Source organism: Frankia casuarinae (genome assembly GCF_000013345.1).
Classification (GTDB): domain Bacteria; phylum Actinomycetota; class Actinomycetes; order Frankiales; family Frankiaceae; genus Frankia; species Frankia casuarinae.
In genome coordinates this window covers 4,094,962-4,112,079 of sequence record NC_007777.1, presented here as the reverse complement: position 1 = coordinate 4,112,079, position 17,118 = coordinate 4,094,962, and the positions used below count along the sequence as shown (strand labels likewise).

The 17,118-nt window shown below is 72.5% G+C and carries 9 protein-coding genes; 6 read left to right on the top strand and 3 right to left on the bottom strand.

Features of this window, described 5'->3' with window-relative positions:
- Positions 1-41: 41 nt before the first annotated feature.
- Both galK and FRANCCI3_RS28795 read left to right on the top strand, forming a co-directional pair.
- Positions 42-1,364: a galactokinase gene (gene galK, locus FRANCCI3_RS17420; protein WP_011437830.1), complete on the top strand. Its 1,323-nt coding sequence runs from the start codon at positions 42-44 to the stop codon at positions 1,362-1,364.
- Between the two features lie 595 nt (positions 1,365-1,959).
- Positions 1,960-2,475, top strand: coding sequence for a hypothetical protein (locus FRANCCI3_RS28795; RefSeq protein WP_011437829.1), 516 nt, complete (start codon positions 1,960-1,962; stop codon positions 2,473-2,475).
- Positions 2,476-2,493: 18 nt separating this feature from the next.
- Here the strand turns inward: FRANCCI3_RS28795 and FRANCCI3_RS17410 are convergent, their stop codons facing one another.
- Together FRANCCI3_RS17410 and hrpA are read right to left on the bottom strand one after the other, a co-directional pair.
- Positions 2,494-5,664 (bottom strand): tetratricopeptide repeat protein, encoded by a 3,171-nt coding sequence (locus tag FRANCCI3_RS17410; protein ID WP_011437828.1) that lies wholly within the window; start codon positions 5,662-5,664, stop codon positions 2,494-2,496.
- 31 nt (positions 5,665-5,695) lie between these two features.
- Positions 5,696-9,817, bottom strand: coding sequence for an ATP-dependent RNA helicase HrpA (gene hrpA, locus FRANCCI3_RS17405; protein ID WP_035958893.1), 4,122 nt, complete (start codon positions 9,815-9,817; stop codon positions 5,696-5,698).
- Between the two features lie 570 nt (positions 9,818-10,387).
- Here hrpA and FRANCCI3_RS17400 point away from each other — a divergent pair.
- Complete coding sequence (locus FRANCCI3_RS17400; RefSeq protein ID WP_108913833.1) at positions 10,388-12,985, top strand: ATP-binding protein; 2,598 nt, start codon at positions 10,388-10,390, stop codon at positions 12,983-12,985.
- Between the two features lie 134 nt (positions 12,986-13,119).
- Here FRANCCI3_RS17400 and FRANCCI3_RS17395 read toward each other — a convergent pair whose 3' ends face one another.
- Positions 13,120-13,986, bottom strand: a complete 867-nt coding sequence (locus FRANCCI3_RS17395) for a helix-turn-helix domain-containing protein (RefSeq protein ID WP_011437825.1) — start codon at positions 13,984-13,986, stop codon at positions 13,120-13,122.
- A 1,261-nt stretch (positions 13,987-15,247) separates the two neighbouring features.
- Between FRANCCI3_RS17395 and FRANCCI3_RS17390 the strand changes: the two genes are divergently transcribed.
- The 3 genes from FRANCCI3_RS17390 to FRANCCI3_RS17380 all read left to right on the top strand — a co-directional run bounded on the left by FRANCCI3_RS17390 (position 15,248) and on the right by FRANCCI3_RS17380 (position 17,103).
- A complete protein-coding gene (locus tag FRANCCI3_RS17390) occupies positions 15,248-15,484 on the top strand; it encodes a DUF397 domain-containing protein (RefSeq protein ID WP_011437824.1) in 237 nt (78 codons plus the stop codon).
- Between the two features lie 185 nt (positions 15,485-15,669).
- On the top strand, positions 15,670-16,443 hold the full coding sequence (locus FRANCCI3_RS17385) for a hypothetical protein (RefSeq protein ID WP_011437823.1): 774 nt from the start codon (positions 15,670-15,672) through the stop codon (positions 16,441-16,443).
- 189 nt (positions 16,444-16,632) lie between these two features.
- The gene (locus FRANCCI3_RS17380; RefSeq protein ID WP_011437822.1) at positions 16,633-17,103 is read left to right on the top strand and encodes a GlcG/HbpS family heme-binding protein; all 471 of its coding nucleotides are present in this window, start codon (positions 16,633-16,635) and stop codon (positions 17,101-17,103) included.
- Positions 17,104-17,118: the final 15 nt, after the last annotated feature.

Sequence of the window (17,118 nt, the reverse complement as noted above, 5' to 3'; positions counted from 1 at the left end):
CCCGCGTGCCGCAGGGCCCGCGACTCCCCGACACTGGCGTCATGAGAGCCGCCGAGTATCCGGCCACCGAGCATCCGGCCACCGAGCGTGCGGTGCGCGCGTTCGTCGAGACCTACGGAGAGCGGCCCACCCACCTCGTCCGCGCGCCCGCCCGGGTGAACCTCATCGGCGAGCACACCGACTACAACGACGGCTTCTGTCTTCCGGTGGCCATCGACCGGGAGCTGTGCATCGCCCTGCGCCGTAACGAGGCACCCGAGCTCCGGCTGGTGTCCGAGCAGGACGCGGTGCCCGCCGTGATCCCGCTGCCGCCGCCGGGCTTCGACACGCCGGTGTCCGCCCGGGCACCCGGATGGGTCCGGTATGTCGAAGGCATCGCGGTGATGCTGGCCGCCGAGTCGGCCTCCCGTGCCGCCGCCGGATCGGGGGGCTCCCGTGCCGCCGCCGGGTCAGGCTTCCCGGCCGGAGGGGGCCCGGTGCCCTGGCGTGGCACGCTGGCCAGCGACATCCCCGTCGGCGCGGGACTGTCCTCCTCGGCCGCGCTGGAGCTAGCCGTCGCCCTGGCCGGTGCGCATCTCGCCGGGTTGACGCCCGCGCCGACGGAGCTCGCGCTGCTCGCCCAGCGGGCGGAGAACCTCTGGGTGGGGGCGGCGACGGGCCTGCTCGACCAGCTCGCCTGCGCCGCGGGCGTGGCCGGCCACGCGCTGCGGATCGACTGCCGCACGCTGACGACCGAGCCGGTGCCGCTGCCGGGCGGGCTGGCCGTGGTGGTCATCGACACCGGCTCGCGCCGACAGGTGGTGACCAGCGAGTACGCCACCCGACGGGCGGAGTGTGAGCGGGCGGCGCGGGCGCTGGGCGTCGCCGCGCTGCGGGACCTCACGCCCCGGTCGATGGACGAGGCGGTGGCCCGGCTCGGCAGGTCCGCCCGGTCGGATGGGACAACCCGGCCGGGCGGAGCGGCCGGCGGGACCGGTCTGGACCCGGTCGCGCTGCGCCGGGCCCGGTTCGTCGTCGCCGAGAACGCCCGGGTCGACGCCGTCGCCGCGGCACTGCGCGCGGGCGACGCCCCAACGGCCGGGCGGCTGTTGCTGGCGGGGCATCGCGGGATCCGGGAGGACTTCGAGGTGTCGGGTCCGGAACTCGATGCGGCGGTCCAGGCGGCTTCGGCGGCTCCGGGGTGCTTCGGCGCCCGGATGACCGGCGGTGGTTTCGCGGGCTGTGCGGTGGCCCTCGTCGACCGGTCCCGGCTGACCGCCTTCACCGAGGCGTTCGAACCGGCGTATGCCGCACTCACCGGCCGGTGGGCCGTGCTGCACGTCTGCTCGGCGGTCGCCGGCACGTCCGTCCTGGACCTCGGGTAGTGACCGGGGGGCGGAAGTCGGCGGCCCATGGTGGGGGCGAGCTCCGCGGCCAGATCGGCGAGGGGCGCACGGAAGATCATGGTCAGGGCGGGATGGGAACAGCAGGCCGCACGGCCCAGGCCCGCGTCACACCTGGTCGCACTCGTGCGGCCCTTCTCATGTCCCGCGGGCCACTCGTCCCGTCCGATCCCCAAGTCCCGTCCGATCCCCAAGTCCCACCCGATCCTCAGGCCGTTGACAGCGTCCACGTCTGCCGCATCCCGGATTTTGTCGAGACGGAGTGGCTCGGCGTCGCAATGGGCAGCCGGAGCTCGATGCTCATGGCTGTCGATCATGGCTCTGGCCTGGGCTGTTGCACTACCGCCGGACCGCTGCAAAAGTAGCCCCTGGACCATCGTAGATCATGGCGTTGACCTGCAGCTTTACCAGCGGGTCGCTGATCATCCCTGGAGGGATCGCAACACCGGTACCACCGCGGCCGGTCCGGCACATCAAGATGTCGCTGATCATCCCTGGAGGGACCGTGGTGGGGGGCACGGCGGGCCGGTGATGGTGGGATCATGACGGTGAGCCTCAGGGACGGGAGAAGACTGTGATGTCCGAGGAAACCGCCGATCCGTCAGGTGAGCCCGCGGCCGAGCGTGAACCGGGGGCGCGGTCGCCAGCCGGTCGGGAACCGTCCGGGCAGCCGGCGCCCGATGCCGAGCCGGGGCCGGACGCCGACGCGGGGGCGGATGAGGCTGGGGCGACGTTTGCGGGCAGGTTCGACTTCCGTCCGGTCGACTGGGACGGCTCGTTCAGCAGGGTGTGGAGGGCGCGGCATGGCCAGGAGCTGACGAATGAGCTTGCCGCCGAACAGGAGCGGCGGGAGAACCGGAAGTGGTTCGAGCGGTATAGGCAGGAGCTGCTGGACCGGATGGATGCGGAGTCCGCCCGGGAGGCGGCACGGCGCCGGGCGGAGGACCGCGAGCGGGCGGTGGCGGAGGGCGGGCGGCCGGCGCGGGGGGCGGCGGACGAGGCGCTGCTCCGCAAGCTGGAGCTGCTTGATCGATTTCCGCCCGTCGACCCCGGTGACCCCGACGAGCCGGCCGGGCCGGCCGACCCGCGGTGACCGGCGTGCCGGCGCCAGTCAGGGGTCGCGGTGGCGGAATCTCGGCTCCACCGGGATCGGCCGTTCGAGGGGCGGCGGCTGATCGTGGCGGGTCTCGCCGACAGTGTCGGCGAGGGTGCGGCGGGCCCGGGTGCTGTCCGGATGGAACGGGCCGTGCTCGCGCAGCGCGTCGGTGAGCGCGGCGCGGTAGAGGGGGACGGCGTCGGCGGGCCGGCCGGCCTGGCGGTAGGTGTCGGCGAGGGCGCCCCGGGTGGCGCGGGTGTCGGGGTGGCCGGGGCCGAGGAGCCGCTCGCGGACGGCGAGGACACGTTCGTTCAGGCCGACGGCCTGCGGAAGCCGGCCGGTGGTCCGGTAGACCTCGGCGAGCCCGTCGGCGGTGCGCAGGGTGCGCGCGTCGCCGACGCCGTGCGCCCGGCTCCGGTCGGCGAGCAGCCGTTCGAGCAGCGGCACGGCCGCCTCAAGCTGCCCGGTGCGCCGGTAGGTCGTCGCGAGGGCGTTCCGGGCCTCGACAGTGTAAGGGTGCGCGCGGCCGAGGACGTGCTCGTGGCGGTCGAGGGCGCGTTCGAGATGGGGGACGGCCTCGCCGGGCCGGCCCAGCCTGAGGTGGGCGGTGGCGAGGCTCTCGCGGGTCTCGGTGGTCTCGGGGTGGTCGGGGCCGAGGGCGCGTTCCCGGCCGGTCAGCGCGCGGCCGAACTCGCGTGCGGCGTCGTCGAGCCGTCCGGCGTACAGGTGGGCGCGGGCGAGTCCGTCGACCGTTTCGAGGGTGTCGGGGTGGTCGGGGCCGAGGGTGCGCTCGCGGCCGGTCAGCGCGCGGCCGAACTCGCGCGTGGCGTCGTCGAGCCGTCCGGCCTGGTGATGGGTGACGGCGAGCTGGTGGCGGGTGCCGAGGGCGGCGGGATGCTCGGGGCCGAGGACCCGTTCGCGAGCGGCGAGGGTCTGCTCGAACAGCGGCACGGCGTCGCCCACCGCGCCGATCCGGCGGTAGGCGACGGCGAGGCTGTGGCGGGTGTCGAGGGTGGCGGGGTGCTCCGGGCCGAGGATCCGCCGCTGGTCGGCGAGGGTGTCCCGCAGCAGCCGGGCCGCCTCGTCGTCGCGGCCGGCGGCGTCGTAGGCGCGGCCGAGGCTGTGCCGGCCTTCCAGGGTGTCGGGGTGCTCGGGGCCGAGGATGCGTTCCCGGGTGGCGAGGGTGCGCTGGAACATCTCGACCGCGCGGTCGGTCTGGCCGACCTTCTGGAATAGCTGGGCTAGGGTGTCCCGGCTGACCAGGGTGTCGGGGTGCTCGGGGCCGAGGATGCGTTCGCGGTCGGCGACGGTGTGTTCGGCCAGGCGGCCGGCGGCGTCGATCCGTCCGGCGCCGAGGGCGACCCGCGCGAGGGTCTCCCGGCAGGCCAGGGTGTCGACGTGCACCGGGCCGTCGAGCCGCTCGCGGGCGGCCAGGGCGCGGGCCGCGAGGGGGAGGGCCTGATCGGCTCGGCCCTGCCCGAGCAGGTAGGCCGCCGAGCGTTCCGCCAGCCAGGCGGCCTCCGGACCGTCGGCCTCCGGCCCGTCGGCCTCCGGCCCGTCGGCGTCGGTGGAGTCGGCGTCGGTGGAGTCGGTGGCGGTGGCGTCGAGCACGGCGAGCGTGTGCGGGAGCAGCTCCCGCCAGGCGGGCCAGGCTTCCGGGTTGGCCGTGACGGCGTCGGGCAGCGACGCGCGCAGCATCCGGGCCATGGTCGCGACGATCTCGTCGGCCTGGTCGGGGCCGGTGTGGGTGTGCACGGCGGCCCGCACCAGCCGGTGCATCGTCACGGTGTCCGCGTCGCGGTGGGCCAGGCCGTACCGCTCCAGGACGCCGACGGTGTCGGCGAGGGCGAGCGGGTCGCCGGCCGCCGCCCGCAGCCCGGAATCGGGGATCACGTCCGGCTCGGCGGTGAACAGCCGGATCGGGATCGGTTCGTTGTCGCCGTGCGCGACGATCCGCAGCAGGTGGCCGGCGGCCGGTGCCTCGGCGTCGAGCCGGCGGATCGGCTCGTCCCAGAGGGTGGCGGCGGTGGCCCCGGGCCGCCCGCTCACCTCCCCCTGCGCCAGGAGGACCTCCGGCCGGTCGATTAACACCTGAAGGTAGGTCTCGGCGGGGGTGCGGCCGGTGCTGATGCGGTGGGCGGCCTGGTCGAGGGCGAGCGGGTGGTCCCCGAGCCGCTCGGCGATCCGGTCGGCGACCGTCCGTTCGACGGCGGGCAGCCGGCCGGCGAGCAGGGTGACGGACTCGGCCCGGTCCATCGGTCCGACCGGCACGACCGGGCCGAGATGGTCCCAGCCGGGGTTGCGGGAGGTCAGTAGCAGCCGGCCGGGTTCGGTGGGCCGCAGCCAGTCCGGCAGCGTGTCGGCGTCGGCGGCGTCGTCGAGGACGATCAGCCAGCGGCCGTCGGCCCGGCCGAGGTTCGCGATCACGGCGGCCGGTTCCGCGTGGCCGGGCAGGCCCACCGCCGGGGCGAGCTCGCGCACCCGCTCGCCGATCAGCTCGGGGCGTTCCGCCGGCACCCACCACACGGCGTCGAGATCCGCCCGGTGCTGGCGGACGTACTCGGTGACCAGGCTGGTCTTCCCGATCCCCGCGATTCCCGTCACGGTGACCAGCGGCGAGCGGGACAGCGCCTCGTCGAGCCGGGCGAGCGCGGCCGTCCGGCCGACGAACCGGGCCGGCTGATCCGGCACGTTCCACACCGCCGGCAGCTCCGGCGGGAAGATCCCCCGCCGGCCCGGGAAGCCCGGCGGCTGTTCCGGTTGTGGCCGGTCGCCGCGCAGGGCCGCGAGCAGGCTGGCCCGGACGGCGATCTCGCTGCGGTCGAACAGGTCGACCGGGACGAGTTGGCCTAGCAGACCGGGCAGCGGCCGGTCCGCCACCCTGGTCACCAGCAGCCGGCGTTCGCCTCCGGTCGGGTCGGCCGACCACGCCGCCGCCCATTCGGCGACCGCGGGCGAGGAGCGCAGGTAGCCGTCGGAGACCACCGCGATCGTGTGCCGGGCCTGGCTCACCGCCCGGTCCAGCCACCCCACCCGATGCGTCCCCGCCGGCGCCCAGGACTCAAGCAGGACCTGGTAGCCGGCATCCTCCAACGTCCCGGCGATCCATTCGGCCCAGGCCCGCCCGTCGTCCGCGTACGACACGAAACAGTCGGGAGCGCCGTGCCCATCGCCCCCGCCGGTCACCGTCCCAGCATGGCATAGTCACCGAAACGGATTAACCGAGGATGGCGTCGATCGCCCGGTAGACGCGTTCCTCGGAAACCGGGTACGGGGTGCGCAGGCTCTGCGCGAACAGGCTCACCCGCAGCTCCTCGATCATCCAGCGGAGGCGCCGGATCTCGGGCGCCGGCTCCCGGCCGGCGGGGACGGTGGCGAGCAGCTCCCGATAGGCGTCCTGGACGCGCCCGACGGTCGCGGTGTTGAGCCTGTCCCGCCCGGGATCGCGGGGCAGCCGCTCCAGTCGCCGTTCCAGCGCGGTCAGGTAGCGGACGAGGTCCGCCAGCCGGTCGGCCCCGGTGTCGGTGACGAATCCCCGGTAGATCAACGAGATGAGCTGGTCACGCGCGTCGGCCACCGACGCCGCCACCGCCGGGGCACGCAGCTCGCGCAGCGCCAGATCGACCGCGTGGGCGAGGCCGAGCACCTGCTGAACCTCGCGGACCACCTCGAAGGCGGCCTCGGGCAGTCCCGCGCGTACCGCGGCGAGCAGCGCGGTGAAGCCCGCTTCGTCCCAGGCGGGCCCGCCGGCCGCGGCGATCAACCGGTCGGCGGCGGCCCGCACACAGTCGTCCAGCAGGTCGGCGGCGTCGCGGTGCGGGTTGTGGCTCAGGGCCAGCTTCGCGGCGTTCGACAGCCGGGCGTTGAGGCCGCGCACCGGGGAGGGGACGCCCAGCAGCACCAGGCGCCGGGTGCCGGCCCACATCAGCTGGCGCTGTTCGGCCTCGGTGTCGGCGGCTCGCACCGCGACCGAACCGCCCTCGTCGACCAGCGCCGGGAACGCCTTCACCACGTGGCCGCCCGCCACGTTGCCGCCGCGGCGCAGCTCGACGACCTTCGGCAGGGTGCCGAGGTCCCCCCACGCCCGCAGGCCGGCCCGCTCGAGGCCGTCCGCCGCGGCAGCGACGGCCTCCCGGGTCCTCGGGCGCAGCCGCTCCTTGATGGCGTCGAGGTCCTTGCCCTCGGCCAGTACCCGCCCGCCGGCGTCCTCCACCCGGAAGGTGAACCGCAGGTGATCCGGCACACCCGCCAGCGACCAGGAATCGCGCGGGATCTCCGGCCCGCCCATCCGGCGCAGCTCGTGTTCCACCGCGGTGAGCAGGGGCGCCTGGCGTGGCGTGATGTTCGCCAGGACCGCCTTGGCGTAGTTCGGCGCCGGGACGAAGCTGCGCCGCACCGCCTTCGGCAGCGCCCGGATGAGGGCGGTGACGAGCTCCTCGCGCAGCCCCGGCACCTGCCATTCAAAGCCCTCGGCGCCGACCTGGTTCAGCACGGCCAGCGGGATGTGCACGGTGACCCCGTCGGCCGCCGAGCCCGGTTCGAACTGGTAGCTCAGCGGCAGCGCGAGGTCGCCCGCCTGCCAGACGTCGGGGTAGTCGGCCTCGGTGATTCCCGTGGCGTCCGCGGTGACGAGCATCGAGCGCGGGAAGTCGAGCAGGTCCGGGGTCGTCCGGCGCGCCTTGCGCCACCAGGCGTCGAAGTGCCGGGCGGACACGATGTCCGCGGGGACGCGCTCGTCGTAGAAATGGAACAGCGTCTCGTCGTCGACGACGATGTCGCGCCGCCGGGCCCGGTGCTCCAGCTCCTCGACGTCGGCGAGCAGCTCCCGGTTGGCGTGGAAGAAAGTGTGGCGGGTCTGCCAGTCACCCTCGACCAGTGCGTGCCGGAGAAACAGCTCCCGGCACAGGACCGGGTCGATCCGGCTGTACTGGACCGGCCGGGAGGCGACGATCGTCACCCCGTACAGAGTCACCTTCTCGTCGGCGAGCACCGCGCCCTGCCGGCGCGACCAGCGCGGTTCGCTGTACGTGCGATGCACCAGGTGGGCGGCGAGCGGCTCGATCCAGTCCGGGTCGATCCGCGCGGCGGTGCGGCCCCACAGCCGGGAGGTCTCCACCAGCTCGGCGGCCATCACCCAGGCGGGTGGTCCGGACGGCCGCTTCGGCGCGTCCTCGCCCGCCGGGTCCCCCGGGTCCGCCAGCGCGGCTGCCGGGTTCGCCGACGTGGCTGTCGGCCCGGTGCGCTCGGCACGGTTCGACCGCCGGGCCAGGACGGAGCCCGGCCAGAGCGCGAAGCGGCCGCCGCGGGCGCCGGCGTACTCCCGGCGCTCCGGGTCGTAACGACCGATGTGCGACAGCAGCCCGGTCAGCAGGGCCCGGTGCACGGTTCGTGGATCGGCCGCGCCGGAGCTGTCGTCCCGGGGGGTGAGCCCCAGGCCGCGGACCACCGCGGCGAGCTGGCCGTGCACGTCCTGCCATTCCCGGATGCGCAGGTAGTTGAGGAACTCCGTGCGGCACATCCGCCGGAACTGGTTGGCCGACAGCTCGCCGCGGGCGTCGCGCAGGTAGTTCCACAGGTTCAGGTACGCCAGGAAGTCCGAGGTCGGGTCCGCGAACCGGGCGTGGCGGGCGTCGGCCGCCTGCTGGTGCTCGACCGGGCGCTCCCGGGGATCCTGGATCGCGAGCGCGGCGGCGATGACGAGCACCTCGCGCAGGCAGCCCTGCTCGTCGGCGGCGAGCACCATGCGGGCCAGCCGGGGATCCACCGGGATCTGCGCCAGCCGCCGGCCGAGGGGAGTGATCCGGTGACGGGGATCGGACGCGGTGGCGTCGAACGCCCCCAACTCGGCGAGGAGCAGTTCGCCGTCGCTGATCTGGCGGGGGTCGGGTGGATCGAGGAACCCGAACGTGGCCATCTCGCCGAGGCCAAGGTCGGCCATCCGCAGGATGACCGAGGCCAGGTTCGTCCGCAGGATCTCCGGATCGGTGAACTCCGGCCGGCCGGCGAAGTCCTCCTCGCTGTAGAGGCGGATGCAGATGCCGTCGGCGGTCCGCCCGCAGCGCCCCTTGCGCTGGTTGGCGGAGGCCTGCGAGATCGGTTCGATGGGCAGCCGCTGCACCTTGGTGCGGTGGCTGTAGCGGGAGATCCGGGCGGTGCCCGGGTCGATCACATAATGGATCCCCGGCACGGTCAGCGAGGTCTCGGCGACGTTGGTGGCCAGGACCACCCGCCGTCCGGTGTGCGGCTGGAACACCCGGTGCTGCTCGCCGGCGGACAGGCGGGCGTAGAGCGGCACGATCTCGGTGTTCGGCCGCTGCTCGCGGGTGAGTGCCTCGGCGGTGTCGCGGATCTCCCGTTCGCCGCTGAGGAACACCAGGATGTCGCCCGGGCCCTCCGCGCACAGCTCGTCGACCGCCTCGCTGATGGCCTGGGTCTGGTCGCGCTCGGCCTCGCCGTTCTCCCTGCCGGTCCTCCGCGCGTCGGCCGGGCCGCTGGCTGGTCCGCTGGCTGGTCCGCCGGCTGGGCCGCTGGCCGCCGGGACGAGCGGGCGGTAGCGGACCTCGACCGGATAGGTGCGCCCGGACACCTCGATGACCGGGGCACCCGCGAAGTGGGCGGAGAACCGGGCCGTCTCGATCGTCGCGGAGGTGATGACAATCTTGAGATCCGGCCGGCGGGGGAGCAGCGACCGCAGGTAGCCGAGGATAAAGTCGATGTTGAGGCTGCGCTCGTGCGCCTCGTCGATGATGAGCGTGTCGTAGCGGCGCAGCTGGCGATCGGAGGAGATCTCGGCCAGCAGGATGCCGTCCGTCATGAGCTTGACCAGCGTGTTCTCGTGCACCTGGTCGGTGAACCGGGTCTGGTAGCCGACGACGCCGCCCATCTGGGGAGCCGGGGTGCGCAGTTCCTCCGCGATGCGGTCGGCGACGGTACGCGCGGCGATTCGGCGCGGCTGGGTGTGCCCGATCATCGCCCGGACCCCGCGGCCGAGCTCCAGGCAGATCTTCGGTAGCTGGGTGGTCTTGCCGGACCCGGTCTCCCCGGCGACGACGACCACCTGATGATCCCGGATCGCGGCGAGAATCTCGTCCTTGCGCTGGGTGACCGGAAGGATGTCGGGGTAGTCGAGCGTCGGAACGCTGGCCCGGCGCCGCTCCAGCCGTAGCGATGCCCGGTCCACCTCGGCGGCGATGGCCTGTAGGGCCCGCTGGCGCGCGGCGGGCTCGCGGGTGCGCCGGCTCTCGGCGAGCCGTCGGCCCAGCCGATGGGCGTCGCGAGGAGACAACCCGGTCAGCCGCGCGGACAGCTCCGCCGGTGGCACTGGGCCTGCCGGTGGCACTGGGCCTGCCGGTGGTGACGGCTGCTGCGGCGGCGTGGGCGGCGGCGTGGCGGGAGGATTCAAGAGCTGCCTTTCCACACGTCGTTAAGCCTAGGGCACAGCTGTCCCGGCGGCGTTGCGTTCCTCCGGCCCGTCGGGCGGCGGCGACGACTCTTCGGCCGGCGAATTTTGGGGACCTGAGCACGGTCTGCGGTCCCTGGACCGTGTCTTGCTCCCCTGAACTGGAGGTCGGGCCATCCCGTTACCTCTTCGACGGATGAGAGGTTCGACGGATGAGAGGCGAGGCGGTCCTTTGCCGACCAAGGCGAGGTGCGGCCGGTAGCCTGCCAACAGCCCACCCGGTCGGCGGGGGGCCGCCGCTCGACGCCGTCGCGGCCTTTATGCCGTCGCAACCTCTGTGCCGTCGCAACCTCTGTGCCGTCGCAACCTCTGTGCCGTCGCAACCTCTGTGCCGTCGCAACCTTGTCGTCGACAGGAACCTCGATGTTGAGGGGGCTGAGCCCTCATGATGATGAGGTGCGAAGTCGGCCCCCACCCTGGTCCGGGCGACCTCCTCGGGCCGGGCAGGGCGTGACCGCCGACGGGCGGGAGGCGGCCTCGTCCGGGGTGCGCGAGGCGGTCCCGTCCGTGGCGCCGGCCACCGTGCCCACGGTCGCCTCCGCCTCCGCCTCCGCCTCCGCGGGCACGGTGACCGCCTTCGGGGAGGGCGCGCTCGAGCTGGGCCGAGCCTCCGTCGAGCTGGGCCGGGCTTACCAGGCGCTGGAACAGGTCATGGGGCGCGTCCTCGTCACCCTGCGGGCGGTCGCGGTTCTGCTGACGGTGTGCTACGTCGCGGTCTGGCGCTGGTACGACCACAGGCCGGCGGCGATGGCCGTCGCGGGGCTGACGGCCATCGGCGGTCTCGTCTTCTGCGTCGTCGGCCTGCGACGCGGGATCCGTCGATCGATGACCACCGTCACGGTCGCGATGTCGGCGGTCCTCGCCCTGACGGCCTCGTCCTGGTTGCCGCCCGCTTCGGTGGGGGACAGCGGGAACTTCGTCTTCCTGACCGCCATCAACGCCGGGATCGTGACGGTCTGGACATTTCCGACGGCCGTCGCGTCGGTCCTGCTCCTGACGCTGTGCGGCGCCACTCTCGTAGGCGGCTGGGGCCACAATCCCCAGGTCTTCTCTCAGACCGCCATGCTGCTGATCATTCCCGGTCTACTCGGGCTGGCGATCGGTCGACTGCGCCGGATCGCCCGCACGGCCGACCAGCGCTGGGCGAACGTCGCGGCCCGGCACCGCAGCGAGGCGGTCGTCCTCGCCGTCGCCCGCGACCGCCGGGAACGGGAGCGAGTCATCCACGACACGGTGCTGAACACCCTGACCGGCATCGCCTGGGGCGGGGGACGGGACGTGGAACTCACCCGGCGTCGATGTGCGCAGAGCCTCACCGCCGTGCGCGGCCTGCTCGACCGGGACGACGAGGTCGGTCCGCCGATCGGCGAGCGGCTGGCCGAGGTCGTCCGCGACGCCACTCGACGGGGGCTGCAGGTCAGCCTCGACGACCAGCGTCTCCCAGCCATCGCGGGGGAACCTCCCGGTGAGCCCCCGGCGGTGGTCGTGGAGGCCTTCGTCGGAGCGGTCGGCGAGGCGCTGGTCAACGTGGAACGGCACGCCGGCACCCGGCGTGCCTCGCTGCTCCTCGGCGGTGGCCCGGGCCTGCTCATCGTGACGGTGTCCGACGCCGGGTGCGGCTTCGACCCGCGGCGGGTCGACTCCGCCCGGCTCGGGCTGCGCGAGTCCATCGTCGGACGGCTGGTGGATGTTGCCGGGACCGCCCGCATCGACGCGCGCCCGGGGCAGGGCACCGTTGTGGAACTGCAGTGGCGCGCCCCGGACGCGACGACGGGGCACGTGACGCGACCACATCCAAGCGATGATCGCGATGATCGTGGCGATCGGGATGATCACGGAGCCGGAAGGGCCGGCGGGCGGGTCGCCGATCGTCGGGACGTCGCCGCGATCGCCGCCGAGCTACGCGACGCCTATGCCGCCGGGCTGCGCCGGGCGCTCGGGCAGATCGCCGGGCTGTGGCTGATCATCATGCTCGTGCCGTTGGTCGGCACGGGTGGGTGGGTGCGGACGATGGCCGGAGCGGGAGCGCTGTGGCTGCTGGTGGCCGTGCTCACCGTCGTCTTCGTCCGGCGCGGACGGAGTCGGCCGATCAGCGGTCCCGAGGCGGCCGTGCTGCTGTTCCTGGCCGTCGCCGTCGCCGTCGCCGGCATAGCGAACACCGTCGGCGCGGACATCGTCCGGATTGCGGACTGGCCGTTGCTCGTGCTTCCCCTGCTCCTAGCGTTCATCACCGCCTCCCGGCCACTCTGGGAATGGGTGGGTGCGCTGCTGGTCGCGATTGCCATGATGATCGTTGCGGTGTTCCTGCGCGGTAGCACCGAATCGCTGGTGCTGGCGCGGCTGGGGGTACTGATCTACGGTGCGTGCGGGGTGCAGATCGTGACCGCGATGCTGGGTCCCCTGCTGCGCGGCACCGCGGAGACGACCGCCCGCGCCTTGGCCGCCGAGGCTGAGGTCGCCGCCCAGGTGGATGCGTCCACCATGATCAGGTGGGAGCGGGCGCAGTGGTTGCGCACCGTGGGGTGGGAGGTGCTGCCGTTACTCGACGGGGTCGCGGGCGGTTGGTTGGACCCGCGGGAAGCCGCCGTTCGGAGCAGGTGCGCGATGCGGGCGGCCGCTGTCCGTCGCATGATCACCGGGGGTGGTCCGTCGTCGGCGCTGGCGGACCTCGACGTGGTCGTCGCCGACGCCGAGGCCGCGGGAATGACCGTCCAGATCCAGCTGTCCGGCGATCTGCGGCTCGCGCCAGCTCCTGTGCGGGCCATGGTGGCCGATCAGGTGCGGGAGGTGCTCGCCGCCGTCCCCGGCGGCCGGGCGATTGTGACGGTCCTGTGGACGCCGGCCGGCGGCAGTGTTTTCGTCTCGCTGCCCTGGCCGCAGGGCCTGCCGCCCCCGCAGCTCGGCCGCGGGGGAGAGGACGCGGGCGGGATCGAGGTCGCGGTGGAGCTGGACGATCGGTGTCTCAGCCTGGAGCTGACCTGGCCGGCGGCGAGCGCGGTCACGGACCCGACCGGGCGGGTCGAGTCGATCGGTGGGCTGGCGGAGTAGTAGGCCGGCGGAACGGCGGGATGGCGGAGCAGTAGGACGGCAGGCCAGCAGAACGGCGGGCCGGTGGGCTGGCCGAGTAGTTAGGCCGGCGGGCCGGCGGGGCAGCCGGTCGGCGGGCTGGGAGCGAACCGCGTTCAGAGCTCGGTGATGATGCGCCGTAGCAGCTCGGCAGTGTCACCCGGGGTCGTGCTGTCGACACTGAGCCGGTTATACACCTCCATGTACCGGTCGACGTCCTCGCGCTTGTCGAGGTAGGCGGAACCGGTGAGCTGCTCCAGGTAGACCACGTCCGGCAGGTCCATTTCGGGGAAGCGGAGGATCGTAAAGGCCCCACCCTCCGCCGCGTGGCCGCCAAAGGCGAACGGCATCACCTGCAGGGTGAGGTTCGGCAGCTCGGACACGGCGATGAGGTGCTCGAGCTGGGCCCGCATCACCTTCGGTCCGCCGATCGGCCGACGCAGCGCCGCCTCGTCGATGACTATCCAGAGCCGTGGCGGGTCCTTACGGCACAGCAGCTTCTGCCGGTTGAGCCGCACGCTGACCCGGCGCTCGATGACGTCGACTGGTAGGCCACCACTACCTTGCGTGATGATCGCTCGGGCGTAGTCCTCGGTCTGCAACAGGCCCGGAATGAACTGGAGTTCGTAGGTCCGGATGAGCTGGGCCGCCTCCTCCAGGCCGATGTACGGCTGGAACCAGGACGGGAGAACGTCGTTGAAGTTCTGCCACCAGCCAGCGGCGTTCGCCTCCCGGACAAGGGCCAGCAATGGGGCGCGCTCTGCATCGTCCGTGACCTGATAGAAGGTCAGCAGGTCGGCGACGTCGCGTTCTTTGAAGCTGACGCGGCCAAGCTCCATCCGGCTGATCTTCGACTCTGATGCGCGGATGTGGTAGCCGGCGGTCTCCCGGCTGATGCCCTTCTCCTCGCGAAGTCGACGGAGCTGAGAGCCGAGCAGGATCCGACGTACGGTCGGTCCACTTCCCGGCTGAGCTGTCGTCACGGTCGGCCCCCTCGCCATGGTCAACGCAAGAGTAAGATACTCGATCTTCTGGTTCCGGATGGGTGGCTGGTTCTCTCGTCTGGGTGACACGCGCGTGTTTAGCGTGGTGAGGATTATTTGTATACACGCTTACGGGGAGCGCCGACGACGGGTCTCCGTTTAACGGGGGGTAGGGGTGCCCCCGGCTGTCGGGTGCAGGCGCAATGGTGTGGACGATGACATGTCCGGACATTCCACTCTCACGGTGCCAGATTCCAGGGGCGTGAGGACTTCGGGCCCCCGGACGGCGATCGTGTGCTTCCTAGTGTTACTCTCCACGGCTGCACCCCTCTTCGCTCCTCCCCCCACTCTCCCCATCGGGTTCCCCTCCGCCGTCCGGTCCCTCCGCCGTCCGGTCCCTCCGCCGTCCGGTCCCTCCGCGGATCTCTCCGGGTTCACGCCGGCGCTCTTCGCCGCCGCGCTGGTTCTGGTGCACGATCTCCGTCGAGTGCTGTCGAGGTGTCCCCCGTTGTTTTACAGCTATGTCGCGGGCCCCGGGACCACGAGTGGACCGGAAGGGCCACGGTTTTCGCTACGCCGAGGCTATGACCTTGTGCACAGTCAGGTCGCGCGCGGCCGGCCTCCCGTCGTCCGGGGAGCCGGAGTGCCCCGTCGTGAGCGCGCGTCTCGCCCCAGACCGGGGATCTTTTTCTCCCGGCTCGGTCCGCGGCCGCCTTGTACGGGTGCCTGGCGCATGGGTCGGATTCGTCACTCTTCGGATTTTTCGGACGTTTCGCCTAGTGGGGTCGAGGCCCGTCCATGGTCCTTCTGCGGAGCCTCACGGGCGGACTGGGCGCAGATTCGTGGTGCCTGCATGGTTCTTGTGATGGGATTTTTAGTGCTTTTGGTAGTTATATCAACATTCTCGGCGCCTTCGTCGGAAGCTGTCGATGCTCCCTTGATCTTCTCTTGATCTTTCTTTGGGCTTCCCTGGGGCCGCCCCGGGACTGGTTCGGCGTGGAGGCCGCGGCGGCGCGAGGCGTCGGGCCGGGCATCTGTCACCCGCTTGATGCACGTGCACCCGACCGTGCTGTATCGTGAGCCAAAGTTCGTGCAGCCGCACACGCTGGCATGATGGGACGGTCTTCCGGGGGGGTGTTCCATCGTGGGTTTGGCTGGCGGTCGGCCGGCGGTCGGTGGTTGGCCCGTCGGTGGTATGGCGAGCGGACGGCGTGGGTCGGGGCCGTGGCGGCATGGCTTCCCGGGGCTTCAGGAGATCGACATGACCAAGATCTACAGCGGTATGTCCGCCGCGGCACTGCAGCGCGTGACATGGCAGAAGAGTCGTCGGAGCAACTCGCAGGGAAACTGCGTCGAAATGGCGAAGCTTCCGGGTGACGAAGTTGCCGTCCGTAACTCTCGGCATCCAAACGGACCCGCTCTGGTGTATACCCGAGCTGAAATCGAGGCTCTGATACTCGGGGCCAAAGACGGCGACTTCGACAACCTGCTCCAGTAGTCGCGCCCGTCATGGCCTTCCCGGTTCCGGCAGCCTCGACGAGGCGGGTACGTTCCATCGCCGTGTGGGCTCCCTATGCAGGGAGCCCACACCGGGTCGTGGACGGTGTGGGCACCGCGGCCGATTGTGGCCTGGGGGGCGGTGCCCGGCCGGACCGGGCGGGCGCGTGGCGAGACGGAGACAGTATGCCCACGTCGATCCCTGAACGGATCTTCAGCTCGGAGGATCTGCCGCTCCTCTCACTTCCCGGTGCCGACGGGCTCATCACCTGCCAGTGGATTCACGAGTCCATGAGGGTGCGGACCCCGTCAGGACGCGGCTGTGACGCCATCCGCGGCTGTGACGCCATCGAGGAGCGGCGGCGCGCGCAGGTCGGTTTCGTCCTGGTCGAGCCGGCCTGGCTGGTTCGCGCGGCGGCCGAGCGGCTCCGCGCGCCGGGAGTCGACGCCATCGTCCTGCACGCTCAGGCCAGCCCGCCAGGTCGCAGCGCGCTGGCCTTGGCGTTCGCCTCTCATCTGCGCAATGCCCTGAGACGGCCGGGAGCAGGCGGTACGCCCGCCCCCGGCGGCCCCCCCGGGTCTGGCAGCGAGCCGGAGGTCGGTGACAACGTCGTCACCGCCGGGGTGCGGCCGGATCTCAGCGGCTTCGCCGATCTGATCCGGGTACCCCATCTGGTGACCGTCACCGACGGCACCGGTGCCGTCGCGGACACGGTCGTGTGGGAAATCATGACCGGCGCGCGGTTCGACACCTGGCTCGATGGAGCTCCCCGGCCCGACCAACGAGCCATCGAGGCGCACCTGCCCGGTCTGTTGCGTCTGCGCGGCCTGCACCGGGTCGGCCGGCTGGATCATCCGGGCGCCGGTGCTCTGCTGGACCTGCTGGGCGGCGGCTATCTCTCCAGCAGGTTGATCCACCGCTGCCCCCGGGCCGTCCTCCCGCTCGTCGCCGCGACCTGACCCTCCGGTTCCCCGGCCGGGGGCCCGGGGATACCCGGTGTCCACCTGTATCCTGCCGTTATCCTGCCGTTCGCCGCTCGGGAGTGCCATGCGCGACGGTGGTTACGCGGCGCGCCTTCCACCACCTGACGGTCAGCCAGGGCCTATGGTCAAGCGCACCGGAACGCCGCTTTATGGGGAGAGTCGCGGATGACCGTATCGCTCGAGGACGCCCGTCGGATCATCGCCGCCGGGGAGAAATATGCGGTTCACCTCGGTCAACCGGTTAACATTGCTGTCGTTGACCACGCCGGAATTCTGGTTGCCCACGTCCGGATGGACAATGCCCGGCTCGAGACCGCGGATATCTCCGTCGACAAGGCGTGCGCGGCTCGGGCCTGGGCTCCGCCGGCCCATCTGGTCAGTCATACCGGTGGCGAGGGACACGCTGGCGGCGAGGCGCATGCCGGCGGCGAGGCGCATGCCGGCGGCGAGGCACCTGCCACGGGTGACGGCCGCGTCGGACGGGAGCGTCCGTCGCCGGCGGAACCGGTCGTCACCGGTCTGCCCGGTGCGCTGCCGCTGTGGCGGAACGGGGTGATCGTGGGGGCCGTCGGGGTGAGCGGTGGTCCCGCCCCCCTTGACCAGGCCATCGCCCGGGCCGCCGCGGCGGCGTTCTGACCGGGCCGACCGGAC

Coding starts and splice junctions, on each gene's coding strand:
- galK (WP_011437830.1), top strand. CDS start 42: ATGAGAGCCGCCGAGTATCCGGCCACCGAGCATCCGGCCACCGAGCGT.
- FRANCCI3_RS28795 (WP_011437829.1), top strand. CDS start 1,960: ATGTCCGAGGAAACCGCCGATCCGTCAGGTGAGCCCGCGGCCGAGCGT.
- FRANCCI3_RS17390 (WP_011437824.1), top strand. CDS start 15,248: ATGACCAAGATCTACAGCGGTATGTCCGCCGCGGCACTGCAGCGCGTG.
- FRANCCI3_RS17385 (WP_011437823.1), top strand. CDS start 15,670: ATGCCCACGTCGATCCCTGAACGGATCTTCAGCTCGGAGGATCTGCCG.
- FRANCCI3_RS17380 (WP_011437822.1), top strand. CDS start 16,633: ATGACCGTATCGCTCGAGGACGCCCGTCGGATCATCGCCGCCGGGGAG.